Origin of the sequence: Desulforhabdus amnigena (assembly GCF_027925305.1) — a bacterium.
Taxonomy (GTDB): Bacteria; Desulfobacterota; Syntrophobacteria; order Syntrophobacterales; family Syntrophobacteraceae; genus Desulforhabdus; species Desulforhabdus amnigena.
This window is the reverse complement of sequence record NZ_BSDR01000001.1, coordinates 507,821-521,089: the sequence shown is the minus strand read 5'-3', so window position 1 is coordinate 521,089 and position 13,269 is coordinate 507,821. Positions and strand designations below refer to the sequence as shown.

The following is a 13,269-nucleotide window of genomic DNA, read 5'->3' as shown; positions in this document are numbered from 1 at the left end:
GCCAACCTCTCTAGAAATGATGAGTGATGAATAAATGCTTCATTCAACACTGTTCACTCATCACACACCATTCCTCATTCGTCCTTCCTCAGAACATCTCCAGAGCACAGGCCATGGCCACCCCTCCACCGCCGCAGAGCGTTGCAAGCCCGAGGGTGTTGCCCCGTTTTTTCATGGCATGGATCAAGGTCACCATAATGCGGCAGCCGGTAGATCCTACCGGATGCCCCAGCCCGATGCCCGAGCCGTTTACATTGGTGATTTGCCGATTGAGGCCGAGCTCGCGCTCGCAGGCGATGTACTGAGCGGCGAAGGCTTCGTTCACCTCGATGAGGTCGAAATCTGCAATCTGGAGACCGCTTCTTTTCATCAGATCTTTTACGGCCGGCACCGGGGAAAGACCCATGACGGCTGGATGGCAGGCGCCTCTTCCCATAGCCTTGATTCGTGCAATGGGAGCGATGTTGAGCTCCTTTGCCTTTTCCGCCGACATGATGACCATCCCGGAAGAGCCGTCATTAACGCCACTCGCGTTGCCGGCCGTCACCTTTCCCCCTTTTGGAACGAAGGCGGGCGCGAGCTTTTGCAGCTGTTCCATGGTCAAGCCGGGCCGGAAGTGCTCGTCTTTCTCAAAAATGAGCGGAGATTTCTTGGGCTGAGGGACTTCGATGGCAACGATTTCCTCTTTGAAAGAACCCTCAACGGTGGCCCGCTCCGTGCTGTTATGGCTTCTCAGAGCCACTTCATCCATTTCCTCCCGGCTGATGCCAAGCTTCTGGGCTACAAATTCAGCCGTGTGGCCCATGATATAGGGCTTGCCAATGAAAAGGCTCGCAGGCGCCTGCCCGGTATCGAGAGGGGCATCGGGGGAAAAGGGCAGAAGATGCGATCCGCAATGCAGCCCGTGCATCATGGCATCCACCAGCATCTGGTCCTGCATACGGCACCCCCAGCGGGCTTTAGGTATAGTGTAAGGAGTCCCCGACATGTGCTCGACGCCTCCAGCCAGAATCACATCGGCCACTCCCGCCTGTATCATGGCCGTTCCAGAAAGAACGGCTTCCATTCCCGAGATGCAGACCCGGTTCACCGTTGCAGCGGGAACTGTTTCCGGAATGCCGGCCATAAGTGCCCCTACACGGGCCACGTTCATGCTGTCTTCGGGCTCGAGGCAGCATCCGTAGCGGACATCATCGATCAAGGCAGGATCAATGCCGGCCCTCTTGACCGCCTCTTTCATGGTCACACTCGCAAGCGTGGCTGCATTGAGATCGCGCAGAGTTCCACCGAAACTACCAATGGCCGTGCGGCAGGCTGAAACGATAACAACGTCTTTCATTCTTTTTCCTCCCTTTCCACGTCGATCACTGATCTATTTGGCACATTCAGCGAGGACGCATTTGGCAATGGTGAGCTTCTCCGCTTCCTTGGTTCCCTCGTAGATATCGAGGATCTTGGCATCCCGGTAGAAGCGCTGCACATCGTATTCATCGATATACCCGTAGCCTCCGTGGAGCTGCAGGGCCTTGTCAGCCACCCATACGGCCGTCTCCCCGGCATAGAACTTGGCCATGGCGCTCAGCTTGGGATCGATCTTTCCGTGGTCGAGCTGCCAGGCGGCTTTGTAGGTCAACTGGCGCGCAAGCTCGACTCGGGTTGCCATCTCACCAAGCTGCATCTGCACCCCCTGGAGCTTGGCAAGGGGCTGCCCGAAGGCCATGCGCTCCTGTACGTAGCGAGCAGCCTTATCCAAAGCCCCCTGAGCGAGCCCCACCCCCTGGGCTGCTACCATGGTGCGGGTTGTGTTGAAGAAATCCATCAGGTAGTAAAAACCCTTGCCTTCTTCTCCGATCAGACTTGAGGCGGGAACCCGCACGTCTTCGAAGCTGATCTCGGCCGTGTCGCTTGCACGAATCCCCATTTTCCCATGGATCTTGTTGCGGGTGATGCCCGGAAGAGTGCCATCGACAATGAGGAGGCTCAAGCGGTTGTGGCGGGGAGCATCGGGATTGGTGATGCAAAGAACCACCATGTAATCGCAAATCGTGCCGTTGGTGATGAACATCTTGGAGCCGTTGAGCACGTATTCGTTTCCGTCCCGTACGGCGCGGGTCCTGATCCCTGCCACATCGGTTCCGGCATTGGGCTCGGTGTAGGCCCCGGCAAAGATGATCTCACCTGCTACCAGCCTGGGAAGGTAAGCTTGCTTCTGTTCTTCCGAGCCATGAAGATAGATGTTCTCGGAGCCGAAGACCGCTGCGGCGATCAGACTGATGCCAAGATCCACCCGAGCGAACTGCTCGGTGATGAGCGCATGGGCGAGAAACCCTGCGCCGGTCCCGCCATATTCCTCGGGAATCCAGGCTCCGATGAGCCCGTATTCGCAGGCATTCTTCCATACATCTTTCGGATACTTTTCTTCGCGGTCGCATTCCTGTGCAATGGGACCGAATTCACGTACTGCAAATTTGTAGGCTTCTTGTTTGAGTATCCTTAGTTCCTCGGGGAGTTCGAAATCCATCATTTTCTCCTTTTAAATGTTTTTCAAAGGAATGCACACCGGGTGCAATCCATGAGGCCAAAACACAACTTATCATCACCAACAATCAAACATCTTTATCTTCGAAGGAAAGAGTATGATGGGGATGCATTTTTACTGCATTCCTTAAAGCGATTTCCGTATTATTGTGGTTTTCCAAGGCTGGCTATAAGATTCTATTAGTCCTTGTCCATATCTTTTGCTTATCGGCTTCTTCTATGAGTTTGCTTCTGAAGTCGGGATGAGCGATATTTATTAGCATCTCCGCACGTTTCCATACCGATTTACCCATAATATTTGCCCTTCCGTATTCAGTTACAATATACATGGGGAGTGTTCTAGGGGCTGTGACAATGTTTCCTCTAGTAATAAATGGAGTAATTCTCGATACTACAGTCCCATCTTTCATCCTTTGTGTGGAAGGCATACAGATAAAGGATTTACCACCCTTAGACAGCTGCGCTCCGTAGGTGAAATCAAGTTGCCCCCCCGTCCCGGAAATCTGCCTAAAATCAACGGACTCGGAACACACCTGCCCATAAATGTCGACCATCAGAGCATTATTGATTGCAACCTGCCTGTGATTCAGGCCGATCCTTTCAGGATCGTTTGTGATATCTGCAGGATAAATGGCACAGGCCGGATTTCGATCCAGGAAATCATAAAGACGCTGAGAGCCGAGGGCGAAGGTATAGACCATCTTATATTTGTGTCTGCTTTTTTGGCTCCCGGTAATTTTCCCTTTCTCGAAAAGATCGACAAAGGCATCGCACATCATCTCGCTATGAACACCAAGGTTTTTGAGATCGGAATCCGCTATCATCTTACCAATATAATTGGCCAGACCACCTATTCCCAATTGCAGCGTGCAACCGTCTTCCAGTTTCTCCACAACATACCTTGCGATGTTTTTATGAACGTCCGTTGCGCAGGTATCCTGCTGTAAAACCGGCATCGGATAATCATCCGACTCTACAATGTGAGTGACTTCAGAAATATGAACATTTTCCTGCTCTCCCCCCAGACAAACCGGGACCTTATTGTTGACTTCCACCACGATATGGTCAGCCCTGTCACACAAAGCCCGTTGGTACGAGCAGGAAGTGCCGAAGTTGAAAAAGCCATGATCATCCATGGGAGTGGTCTTCAGAAAGACAGTATTGACGTGAGGCGCATGCTCTTCACGAATGGTAGCAGCAGCCGTTCGATACAATCCTGGTATATGCATGCACCGGTCGCCCAGTTTCCGGTCATAAGGGCCAAGAAATGAGCTGTGATAGATAAAGTGTTCATACTTGGGGTCTATTTGCGCCACTTCCACCATGTGCATTGGGCTAACGCACCTTACCTTCACATCCCTAAGCTCGTCTTTTCTGTGGGCGAGCGCTTGATCCAGGAGTTTCGGCGCCATGGCGAAATGCCCGTACGCCACCCAATCCCCCGAACGAACCACTTTTACCGCTTCCGCTGCAGATACAAGTTTTTGTTTATATTCAATCAGATAATTATTCGCCATTTTCGGTTCCCTTTAATAGATAACGCGGTACAAGAGGCAGCGCTCTCAAGGTTTGGAGGCGGCTGTTGCCATTGGCTTACCCACGAGCACACGCAGGCGGCAGAAGACGTGCAACGAATTCGCTTCATACTGAAGAAACGATCTGGTCTTCTTTTTAGCTGCATCCTTCTGTGTCCTCAACATCCCTGTTTTGAATTGGTAACGATCAAGCTGCAGTGGAAAGGTTTAATGACACCGTAGACTTCCTGCTTTGGTCGTTCACGGTCCTCCATTGGAAAATTCGCAGTGATGGACGCTCAGATACTTCCCGTGCTTGTTGCAGTATTGAATCTTCATAGCCTTCGCTCTCCCCCTCTCGCTCTTGCACACAGGCAACCGGCCAGGGCAAGAGCATGTCAGAACCCAAGCACCTTGACCGATCAGTTTCCTTTGGTGTCTCAACAGTGCCAGCTTTGCAGTAGGCGTCATCAACAACAGTGGGTAACAGGGAAGACAATTATTTCCAAAGAGTGACACCATATGGTGTCAATATTAAAGACACACCAATTTGTTTGTCAAGCCATTTCTTTCAGGGCTTTTGAACGCTGGAGGGTGGATCAGACCGTTCGATTTGGCCTGGATTCGTCTGGTCTGAGGGTTTGTTTGTTGAGTAGCGTTGACCAACAGAGTGGCCAAAACAGGTGCTCCGGCTTGAAGAAAAAAAACTGAAAAAAAGGCTTGACAAAGAATCTGAAGCGCACTTAGCATTGCTCCTAAATGGTGCCACTATATAGTGAAACCAATTGGAAACCATCGGTCGTGATCAGATAACCCCGAAGCTGGGTTCTCCGGGAGAGCTGTTGTCTCATGTTCGAGCTGATAACCGATTTAGCTGACAATTCCCCTAATTCTCCCCAGTGAAAAAGCTTGCCTCGGGTACGGTACCCAAGGACGCTGGATTTCTATGGCTGATATTCAGCAGATGTTTCGTAGGTGAGGCAGATCGAAGAGCTGGGTTTGGGTTTTCAGAGTTTACGTCTGGAAAGACCAAGACCCAGCTCATTTCCCTTGAAATGCCTCCAGAACGAAAACCGTGGCGCACTATGGGCGGCGCGGCCTGGATACCGCGGGCAAGGCCAAAGAACTGATAGGAGCGCTGCGTAAAGAAGCGAACGAACCAACTGCTTCCGGCTGCATGAACAATAGTGTTTCATTCACCATCGAATGTTGCGGTTCCTAATCGGGGTGAGTGAAGATGGAGAGCAAGAATTTCCAAAACCCGCGTGTCTAGCGACAGGCCAAAGAAAGAGAGGAGAGGTACTTATGAAGAGAGTATTCAGAACCCTGGCAACAATATGCCTGATCGTGATGCTGCCTGGCCTTAGCGTGGCAGCGGTGAATGGCAACCAACTCATAGGCATTGGACCCGTTGCCAGATCGATGGGCGGTGTTGGCGTCGCCTACCCAATGGATGCAATCAGCGCTGTTTTCAGCAATCCCGCCGCCATGTGTTTCGGCCTCTACTGCCCGGGTTCGCAGGCTGATTTCGCCGTCTCTTTCCTAGTGCCCGACATCCAATCCAAAGTGACGGGGCCGGGTGTTGGAGGAACGATCGAAGCGAACGCCAATAACAATGTCTTTGAGATTCCCGCCATCGGGGTATCGATACCACTAAACAAAGCGATGCCGTTATGGCGACTCGGCTTGGCAGCCTATGGGGTATCCGGCCTGGGCGCTGATTTTCGAGGTACGGCTTTGGACCAGCCCAATTTTTTCGCCCCCGAAGTACCCCTCATTGCTGGCGAATACACCAACCTGCAGACCGTCAAAACTGCCCCAGCCATCGCTTTTGAACCCTCTGATTGCTTGTCATTTGGTCTCGCCTTTCACCTAGACTATGAAACCCTCGATCTCAGGCACGGATCCTCTTACGATTTCGGATGGGGTGTTCAATTAGGGACCCTCTACAAGCCTACAGACAATATCTCTCTCGGTTTGACCTACATTTCCCCACAGAATGTGACACATGATAATGTCGTGGATATCGACCACGATGGAAATCTGGACTCCCAGAAAGTCCAAGCTCCCCAGCAAATCGGTTTCGGTGCGGCCTATCACGTGCAGGCTGACAAGCTGGTGGTCGAGGGTGATGTCAAGTGGCTAAACTGGGCAAACGCCAACGGCTATGATGACCTTGATTATGACAACCAGTGGGTGTTTGCGCTCGGTCTGCAGTACAAGCCAATCTCCAAAGTGGCTCTCAGAGCAGGTTACAATTACGGCAAGAGCCCCCTGGATGGCCACCACGGTTTCAATGGCACTGGTATATCAAAGCTGGAGGGCCACTCTCTGCCCACTTATTACTACGAAACCTACAGGACTATAGGTTTTGCCACCATCCTGGAGCACCAGCTGACATTCGGCGCCAGCTATGAATTGACTCCAAACCTGGTGGTTAATATTGGATATGAGCATTCCTTCCAAAATACCTTGACGTCAACGGGCACGGATCTTACTGGACAACCAGTCACCCTGCAAACCGAGGTGAGCGGCAATACTTTCGATACAGGGATAATCTTTCGATTTTAGGGGTCACTGTGGCCGGACCAAATGACTAGATCTATCAATCTCTGCCGCTGCAGGTCAAAGCCTCCCCCTGCAGCGGCGGGGATGGCTCCCGCCACCTCCAGTACTCATTCAAAACCGCCGAAGCTTGGGACCTTCCGCCCTGGACAATATGCAAGGCATCCAATGCCGAGCCATGATCCTTGAGCAGATTCGAAAACCATCGATCACTTCACACAAGGGGCAATTCAGGCAAAGAAAGCAGGTTTCGACGGAATCCAATTCCATGTCGCTCACGGCTATTGGCTAAGCCGGCTTCTTTCTCCTTGCTACAACAGGCGAGAAGATGACTACGGGGGAAACATCGCAAACCGGGCAAGGATTGTCATGGAAGTCTTGCGGCGTATCCGGGAAGGTGTAGGAAATCGTTTCCCTGTCCTTATCAAATGATGCTGGGGGGTGGAATTCGATCATGGCAGGTGGCTGAGAAAATCATCAGGGAGGGACTGGCGGATTACGTTTCGCTTTTACGCCCTCTCATTCAAGAGCCTGATTTCATCAATCGCTGAAAATCAGGAGATCTGCGGAAGGCAATGTGCAAGTCGGACAATCGATGTCTGTTATCCGCCTTAAAGCGAGAAGGATTGTTCTGTGCTGCGCATTCAAAATGTGAAAGTGGGTTTGGAGCGTTCCGGGCAAATTGATATCCACATTTGATCGGAGGATGCCTGATTGGTTACGGGAGCGATACTTGCCGGAGGAAGGAGTAGCCGCTTTGGTAGAAACAAGGCGGTCGAGGTCTTTCGTGGAAAACGCTTGATAAATCACTCTCTTGAGGGTATATGTGTTCATTGTGATCCTGTTTTCGTGGTGGCGAATGACCTTGAGCCCTATCTCGATCTGCAAGCCACGTTGATCCGAGATCTGATTCCCCACCAGGGTCCCATCGGCGGCATCCAGACAGCGCTCATTTCAAGCCCCCACGAATGGGTATTCATCAAGGCTGCGGACATGCCCTTCTTTGTTCCAGAGCTTTTCCGAATGATGCTTGATTCGACCAGGGACGCGGATTTGGTGATTCCTGTTCATGGGAAGCTATTCGAACCGCTTTTGGCGTTGTACAATCGGCGATGTATACCAGCAATTGCCAGCGTCTTGAAAAGTGGTGAACGCAGCGTGACGGCCATCTTTGAAAAGCTGAGACTGAAGACTATCGGAGAAGAACAGTGGCGGATCGTTGATGCTGAGGGAAGCAGTTTTCTGAACGTGAATACTCCCGAGGATTGGGCCGAGTTGACTGCCAAGTTTTGTTGATTGACCAGATTATAGCGGAGAATCGATTGTGTCGCTAAAAGATGTGAAAAACAGAAGACAGGAGAAGATGCGCCATATCCTCAAAACAGCTACGGAAGTATTTGCTGAAAAAGGATATGCCGGTGCTAGCACCAACGAGATAGCGGATCTGGCAGGCATCAGCAAACGCAGCATGTACTACTATATGGGTGACAAAGATACACTCTATGCTTCTGTCATTAAAGAAATGTTGAACGGAGCATATAAGCTTATCGATGTCAATATCACAGACAAGATGACACCCGAAGAGAAGCTGCGCCATTTTATCCTTAGCGTCGCCCAAATCGGGAATAATCGAGAACTCCACTCGATCGTTCTGCGGGAGTTGCTCTCAGGGGGTGAGTTCCTGCCGAAAGATGTCGTGGAGGGATTAGACAAGCTGTTTGCCACCTTCAGCAGTATTCTGGAAGAAGGCAAAAAAGAAATCCGTCCTGGGGACATCAACCCGGTCGTTGCGTGCCTGATGCTTTTTTCCTTTTTTGTGCATTGGAACCTTGTCATTCCGTTCATGGCCAAGGCCGACGTGCGGACTGCGGAAATTACGGCGCTTGGCACCGGTGTCAGCGATCCACTTATCGATGAAGTTCACAAGATTTTTGTCAAATTTCTATAAGAGAAGGATGATTTGACTCGCTGGACCCTGGCTTAATGGGAAGTTCCAGCGGGCTCTCTCCTCCCTCAGCAAACCCTACCCATCACGACTTTATTACCTGAAACCACCGGGCCTCCATACAGAGCGGAGGTCGTCTCTCCCTCACTAAAAACACCCTGCTCGCACCACGATTTCCTTTTCAGTGCGAAATTGTCGCCACAGGAAAGGCCCCGAGTCAGGGGCTATCCGCACCAGAAAAAGGCATGGCAAGCCCTCCTTTGGCAAACCCGTTGAGGATTCGTTTTGAATTCGATGTCGCCTGGTATCACAGTGTACTTCATCGACTGAAGAACGATATCCGGTACCATTTCCAATACTTGAATCTACCGCAAAAAAAATCTTGACTTATGTGTAAAATAGGCTATTGATAGACACTATAGAGTGTCACCAATAGGTGAAATTATGTTATCCAAAAGAGAGAGGGAAAACGACATGTGCTTCAGACCGGCTACGGCCATCAAAAAAAGAGAGATCGCATGCCCCAAGTGCGGCAAAATGAATCCACTGCCTCTTTCCATGGACTCGAACCTGTCCGAACTCATGGGGAACGAGCATTCCAAGGCCATTCTCGAAAAGCACTGCCAGGCCATGACCGCCGATCCAAGACTCAAAATGGCCATGGGTATGACCCTCAAACAGATCATGCCTCTGTCCCAGGGGAAGCTCACCCAGGCAATGATTGACCTGGTTGCGGCCGACCTGACCCAACTGACCGACACGAAATCCTGTGCGTCTTGCGGTGAAACGCTTCCTCTGAGCCTGCAGCGCTCCGCGGGTCCGGCAGGCCCGGTGAAGAAATAGATGGTCGATGCGACATCAAGGAGGGCATTCGAATGGAACTGGTTTTCCTGGGCACCGGTGCTGGGAATGGTGTGCCCGAATTCTACTGCAACTGCAGGGTGTGCAAAGAGGCCTGGGAGGATCCTCGATACAGACGAACTCGCTGCGCCGTTGCACTCTGTGGAGAAGGCAATCTGCTGTTCGACGCACCACCTGAGCTCTCCTCGCAACTACTTCGAGAGCAGCTTAGTCGTATCGATTGTTTCTTCCTCACTCACGCTCATCATGATCATTGCGCTGCGCTCGGTGATCTCGAGCTCTACGCCCGCTTCCATCGCAAAGAGAGGCTACCGTCGGTCATGAGCTCTGAAACGCTCGAAGAGCTGCAAAGCCGCCATGGGTCGGTGGAGGAATGGATGGACGTCGTTCCCATCCAGCCAGGGGAAACGGTGCACCGGTTCGGGGTTTCCATTACAGCGGTCGAAGTCGCCCATTCGCGGGGGACGCTGGGCTACCTCATCGACACCAGGGCTGAGCGCACGGCCTATCTGCCTGATACGGGACCCTTGCCCCATCGCATGCGAGACCTTCTGACCGGTATCGAAAACCTCATACTGGATGCGACCTTCTGGGAAGAGAACTGGTATCCGGGCAAACATCTGGCGTTTGAACAGACCATTCAGACAGCGCGGGAGCTCAATGTCGGAGTGCTCTACCTGACGCATCTTTCCATGCACTACGGCAAGCCCGTAACGAGCCAGGAGATCGAGAGCGCCATAGAACCTTATGGGGGCAAGGTCAGGCTCGCCTATGACGGTCTGCGAATTTCGCTCGGATAGAGATGTTCAGACCTGCAGCGATCTGAAGGCGCTGTCTCCGCAACAACAGACAAAACGGACTTACGAACAAGAAAAGAGCAAGAGGAATGAATCCACAAAGCACTCGCCATATCATCAATGAGATTCGGGGAACCAGGGTGGTGCCCGGGGTATGTATCGTGTGTCCCTGGCATTGTCCCACCGAAGTCTTCGTGCGTGACAACAAGGTGGTCTATGTGAGGGGAAATGAGAATGCTCCAAACCGAACGACGCGGTGTGTCAAGGGGATTTCGAGCATTCACCTCGCCAGAGACCCCGACCGGTTGCTCCATCCGATGAAAAAAGGCAAGAACGGCAACTTCAAGGTCATCTCCTGGGATGAGGCCTTCTCCTTCATTGCGGAAAAGCTCCAGAATATTAAAGAAAAATACGGCCCCGAAGCCGTGGCCTACCTGTGGCACCTCGATTCCAACGAGATGTTTTCCCAGCAGCTCTTCGTCCAGCTCTATGGGACGCCCAACTGGTCGGGCCATGGTGCGGCCTGTGACCAGAGTCGACGCCTGGCCGGGTTGGCAACCTACGGTCACCCTCTTCCCACCAAGGACTACGAGAACAGCCGGTTCATCATGTTATGGGGTGAAGATCCGCTGGGCCCGAATCAGAGTCTGCACGAAAACCGCGAGTTGGTGGAGGTCGTCAAACGAAATGCGAAGCTCGTGGTGGTAGACCCCTATCGCAGTAGAACCGCGGAAAAGGCCCACGTCTGGCTCCCCATCAATCCGGGCACCGACGGGGCTCTAGCGCTCGCCATGGCCCACCGCATCATCGAGACGGGCGCCCACGATGCGGAGTTTTGCGAAAACTACGTGTACGGTTTCGATGCTTTCGCCGAGCACGTCAAGGCTAACGGGTACACTCCCCAGTGGGCGGAAGGAATCACCGGCATTCCTGCCGAGACGATCATCGAGCTCGCCGACGAATTCGCCCGGACCAAACCGGCCGTGATGGACGGACTGAAGGGTATCGTCAATTATTCGAATGGCTTCCAGGCGCTGAGAGCCATCTTCTGCCTCAATGCGATCACGGGCAATGTCGATGGCCCTGGTTGCTTGATTTTGAAGGAAGCCGGGCCTCTTCTCCCGCCCCTCGATATTCCCGAGGAAGAAATCGCCGTCCCGATGCGGCCGAATCTCAGTACCGCCATGGGCTATCCCCTTGCCCCCGATATCCCCAGCCAGCTGCTGCCCAAGGCGGTCCTGGAGGGAGATCCGTACCCGGTAAGAACTCTCTTTTTCCACATCGTCAACCCGGCCATGAGTGATCCGAACACCGGGCTCTTTCGAAAAATGATGGCGGGGTTGGACCTCTCCGTCACGATCGATCTCTACATGAGTGAAACCGCTCAGTTATCCGATATTGTCCTGCCAGAAGCCTCCATGTTCGAGCGGGCGGAGGTCAGGGAAAGTCTCTGGTCCGGGCCGCAGGTGATTCTCTCCCAACCCGCCATCCCCTGCATGGGAAGCTCGAAACCCCATTACGAGATCATGAAGGGGCTGGCCCAGAAGATGGGATACGGCCATTACTTCCAGTGGGAAACCTGGGAAGACTGGGCAAGGACCGTCACTTCCTTTCTTCCGGTTTCCTTCGAGGAGCTCAAGGAAAAGGGAGTCTGGCACGGAGAGATGCGCTACCGCAAATACCTCGAAGAAGGCTTTATGACCTCTACAGGCAGAGTCGAGGTCTATTCCGAGCTCCTGGCAGAAAACGGCTACGATCCGATGCCCGTCTACGAGGAAGATCAGCGCGTAAAGCCCGATCCCGAATACCCTTTTCAGCTCATCAACGCCAAGATGCAAAACCACTGCGGGACCCATACGCAAAACAATCCCTACCTGATGGAAATCGAGGGTGAAAACTGGGCGGAACTCAGCGCTCGGGACGCCGGGGAGTTGGGCATTTCCGACGGAGACCGCGTCGAGCTCGCCTCGCCCCTGGGGAGGGTGACCATCGCCGCGCGAGTCAAAGAGGGCCTCAAGCCCGGCATTGTGCGTGTCCTGCATGGCCACGGTTTCGGCCGCACCATGGGATCCATTGCCAGGGGCAAAGGGTCTCATGTGAACCCGATCTTCGATTCCATGGTCAATTCCGTGTCCGGAGGGATCGGATACAACGAATGCAAGGTGAGCGTAAGGAAGGTTTAGGTGCCTCATGAGCCAGTACGGATTTTACTTCGATAAAGAAAAATGTGTCGGCTGCCGCGCCTGTGAGGTTGCCTGCCAGGTGTGGAACGGCTCGAACCAGACGGTGAAATGGAGAAATGTCACGTGCCTGACGAGAGGGCAGTTTCCCGAAATCACCGGTGTGAACGTTTCCCTGGCCTGTATGCATTGCGCAGATGCGCCGTGCAAAAAAGCATGTCCCCGGCAGGCCATCAGCAAGAGCGAAGAAACCGGTGCCGTGACCGTTGACCAGTCAAAGTGCGTGGGGTGCATGCTCTGCCTGTGGGCCTGCCCCTTCGGTGCACCCAAGATGAGCGTGAAAGGCCGAATGGAGAAATGCAACTTCTGCCAGGAACGTCCCAGGGGAATGAAGCGGGCCTGTGAAGAAATCTGCCCGACGCAGGCTATTGTCTCAGGACTCATCGATGAGCTCGCCAAATTCTCCAAGAAGAACACGGCAGACCGCCTTTTTTATGAAGAGGCAGGTGGGGTCCTTCTGGGCCATGAAGGGGCGTAACCATGCTCAAATACACTTTCATATGGGTGCTGGTCCTGGTGTCGATGGCCTTCTTTCTGGTCGGTGTCTACAGGAACATCGTAGCTAACGTTCATGCCGAGATGTTCGCGGCACCCCTGATGATGAAAGGTGGTATAACGTTCATGCCGAGATGTTCGCGGCACCCCTGATGATGAAAGGTGGTATAAAGGGAGCTGGCGAGGGCGAGGTCGCGCAAGTGAATACGTGGCTTGGACCCAGTCAGCTAACGAGACCCATTGTTTCGCATCGCACCCCGGATTGCTTCTATAGAGAGCGCACGGTAATAGGGCCACGGGTGCCGGGCACCCGC

The 13,269-nt window shown here is 53.0% G+C and carries 12 protein-coding genes; 9 read left to right on the top strand and 3 right to left on the bottom strand.

Features of this window, described 5'->3' with window-relative positions:
* Window positions 1-88 precede the first annotated feature (88 nt).
* From QMG16_RS02355 to QMG16_RS02345, 3 genes are all read right to left on the bottom strand, one after another.
* On the bottom strand, window positions 89-1,339 hold the full coding sequence (locus QMG16_RS02355) for a thiolase family protein (protein ID WP_281792059.1): 1,251 nt from the start codon (window positions 1,337-1,339) through the stop codon (window positions 89-91).
* A 33-nt stretch (window positions 1,340-1,372) separates the two neighbouring features.
* Entirely contained in the window at window positions 1,373-2,521 is a 1,149-nt protein-coding gene (locus tag QMG16_RS02350) for an acyl-CoA dehydrogenase family protein (RefSeq protein ID WP_373878706.1), read from the bottom strand.
* 184 nt (window positions 2,522-2,705) lie between these two features.
* Window positions 2,706-4,055 carry an acetyl-CoA hydrolase/transferase family protein gene (locus QMG16_RS02345; protein ID WP_281792057.1) on the bottom strand — a complete coding sequence of 450 codons (1,350 nt, stop codon included), beginning with the start codon at window positions 4,053-4,055 and terminating at the stop codon, window positions 2,706-2,708.
* Window positions 4,056-5,357: 1,302 nt separating this feature from the next.
* On the opposite strand from QMG16_RS02345, the gene QMG16_RS02340 reads away from it, so the two are divergent.
* The 9 genes from QMG16_RS02340 to QMG16_RS02305 all read left to right on the top strand — a co-directional run bounded on the left by QMG16_RS02340 (window position 5,358) and on the right by QMG16_RS02305 (window position 13,108).
* Window positions 5,358-6,623, top strand: a complete 1,266-nt coding sequence (locus QMG16_RS02340; protein ID WP_281792056.1) for an OmpP1/FadL family transporter — start codon at window positions 5,358-5,360, stop codon at window positions 6,621-6,623.
* A gap of 198 nt (window positions 6,624-6,821) precedes the next feature.
* Entirely contained in the window at window positions 6,822-7,049 is a 228-nt protein-coding gene (locus QMG16_RS19495) for an oxidoreductase (protein WP_373878705.1), read from the top strand.
* A 282-nt stretch (window positions 7,050-7,331) separates the two neighbouring features.
* On the top strand, window positions 7,332-7,913 hold the full coding sequence (gene mobA / locus QMG16_RS02335; protein ID WP_281792055.1) for a molybdenum cofactor guanylyltransferase: 582 nt from the start codon (window positions 7,332-7,334) through the stop codon (window positions 7,911-7,913).
* Between the two features lie 28 nt (window positions 7,914-7,941).
* The gene (locus QMG16_RS02330; protein WP_281792054.1) at window positions 7,942-8,565 is read left to right on the top strand and encodes a TetR/AcrR family transcriptional regulator; all 624 of its coding nucleotides are present in this window, start codon (window positions 7,942-7,944) and stop codon (window positions 8,563-8,565) included.
* Window positions 8,566-9,036: 471 nt separating this feature from the next.
* Complete coding sequence (locus tag QMG16_RS02325; protein ID WP_281792053.1) at window positions 9,037-9,405, top strand: hypothetical protein; 369 nt, start codon at window positions 9,037-9,039, stop codon at window positions 9,403-9,405.
* A 32-nt stretch (window positions 9,406-9,437) separates the two neighbouring features.
* The gene (locus QMG16_RS02320; RefSeq protein WP_281792052.1) at window positions 9,438-10,223 is read left to right on the top strand and encodes an MBL fold metallo-hydrolase; all 786 of its coding nucleotides are present in this window, start codon (window positions 9,438-9,440) and stop codon (window positions 10,221-10,223) included.
* A gap of 86 nt (window positions 10,224-10,309) precedes the next feature.
* Window positions 10,310-12,403: a molybdopterin-containing oxidoreductase family protein gene (locus tag QMG16_RS02315; protein WP_281792051.1), complete on the top strand. Its 2,094-nt coding sequence runs from the start codon at window positions 10,310-10,312 to the stop codon at window positions 12,401-12,403.
* Between the two features lie 7 nt (window positions 12,404-12,410).
* Entirely contained in the window at window positions 12,411-12,938 is a 528-nt protein-coding gene (locus QMG16_RS02310) for a 4Fe-4S dicluster domain-containing protein (RefSeq protein ID WP_281792050.1), read from the top strand.
* A 2-nt stretch (window positions 12,939-12,940) separates the two neighbouring features.
* The gene (locus QMG16_RS02305; protein ID WP_281792049.1) at window positions 12,941-13,108 is read left to right on the top strand and encodes a hypothetical protein; all 168 of its coding nucleotides are present in this window, start codon (window positions 12,941-12,943) and stop codon (window positions 13,106-13,108) included.
* The last annotated feature ends 161 nt before the right edge of the window (window positions 13,109-13,269 follow it).

Excerpts from the sequence above, each read along its gene's own strand:
- QMG16_RS02355 (WP_281792059.1), bottom strand. The coding sequence starts at position 1,339 with ATGAAAGACGTTGTTATCGTTTCAGCCTGCCGCACGGCCATTGGTAGT.
- QMG16_RS02350 (WP_373878706.1), bottom strand. The coding sequence starts at position 2,521 with ATGGATTTCGAACTCCCCGAGGAACTAAGGATACTCAAACAAGAAGCC.
- QMG16_RS02345 (WP_281792057.1), bottom strand. The coding sequence starts at position 4,055 with ATGGCGAATAATTATCTGATTGAATATAAACAAAAACTTGTATCTGCA.
- QMG16_RS02340 (WP_281792056.1), top strand. The coding sequence starts at position 5,358 with ATGAAGAGAGTATTCAGAACCCTGGCAACAATATGCCTGATCGTGATG.
- QMG16_RS02325 (WP_281792053.1), top strand. The coding sequence starts at position 9,037 with ATGTGCTTCAGACCGGCTACGGCCATCAAAAAAAGAGAGATCGCATGC.
- QMG16_RS02320 (WP_281792052.1), top strand. The coding sequence starts at position 9,438 with ATGGAACTGGTTTTCCTGGGCACCGGTGCTGGGAATGGTGTGCCCGAA.
- QMG16_RS02315 (WP_281792051.1), top strand. The coding sequence starts at position 10,310 with ATGAATCCACAAAGCACTCGCCATATCATCAATGAGATTCGGGGAACC.
- QMG16_RS02310 (WP_281792050.1), top strand. The coding sequence starts at position 12,411 with ATGAGCCAGTACGGATTTTACTTCGATAAAGAAAAATGTGTCGGCTGC.
- QMG16_RS02305 (WP_281792049.1), top strand. The coding sequence starts at position 12,941 with ATGCTCAAATACACTTTCATATGGGTGCTGGTCCTGGTGTCGATGGCC.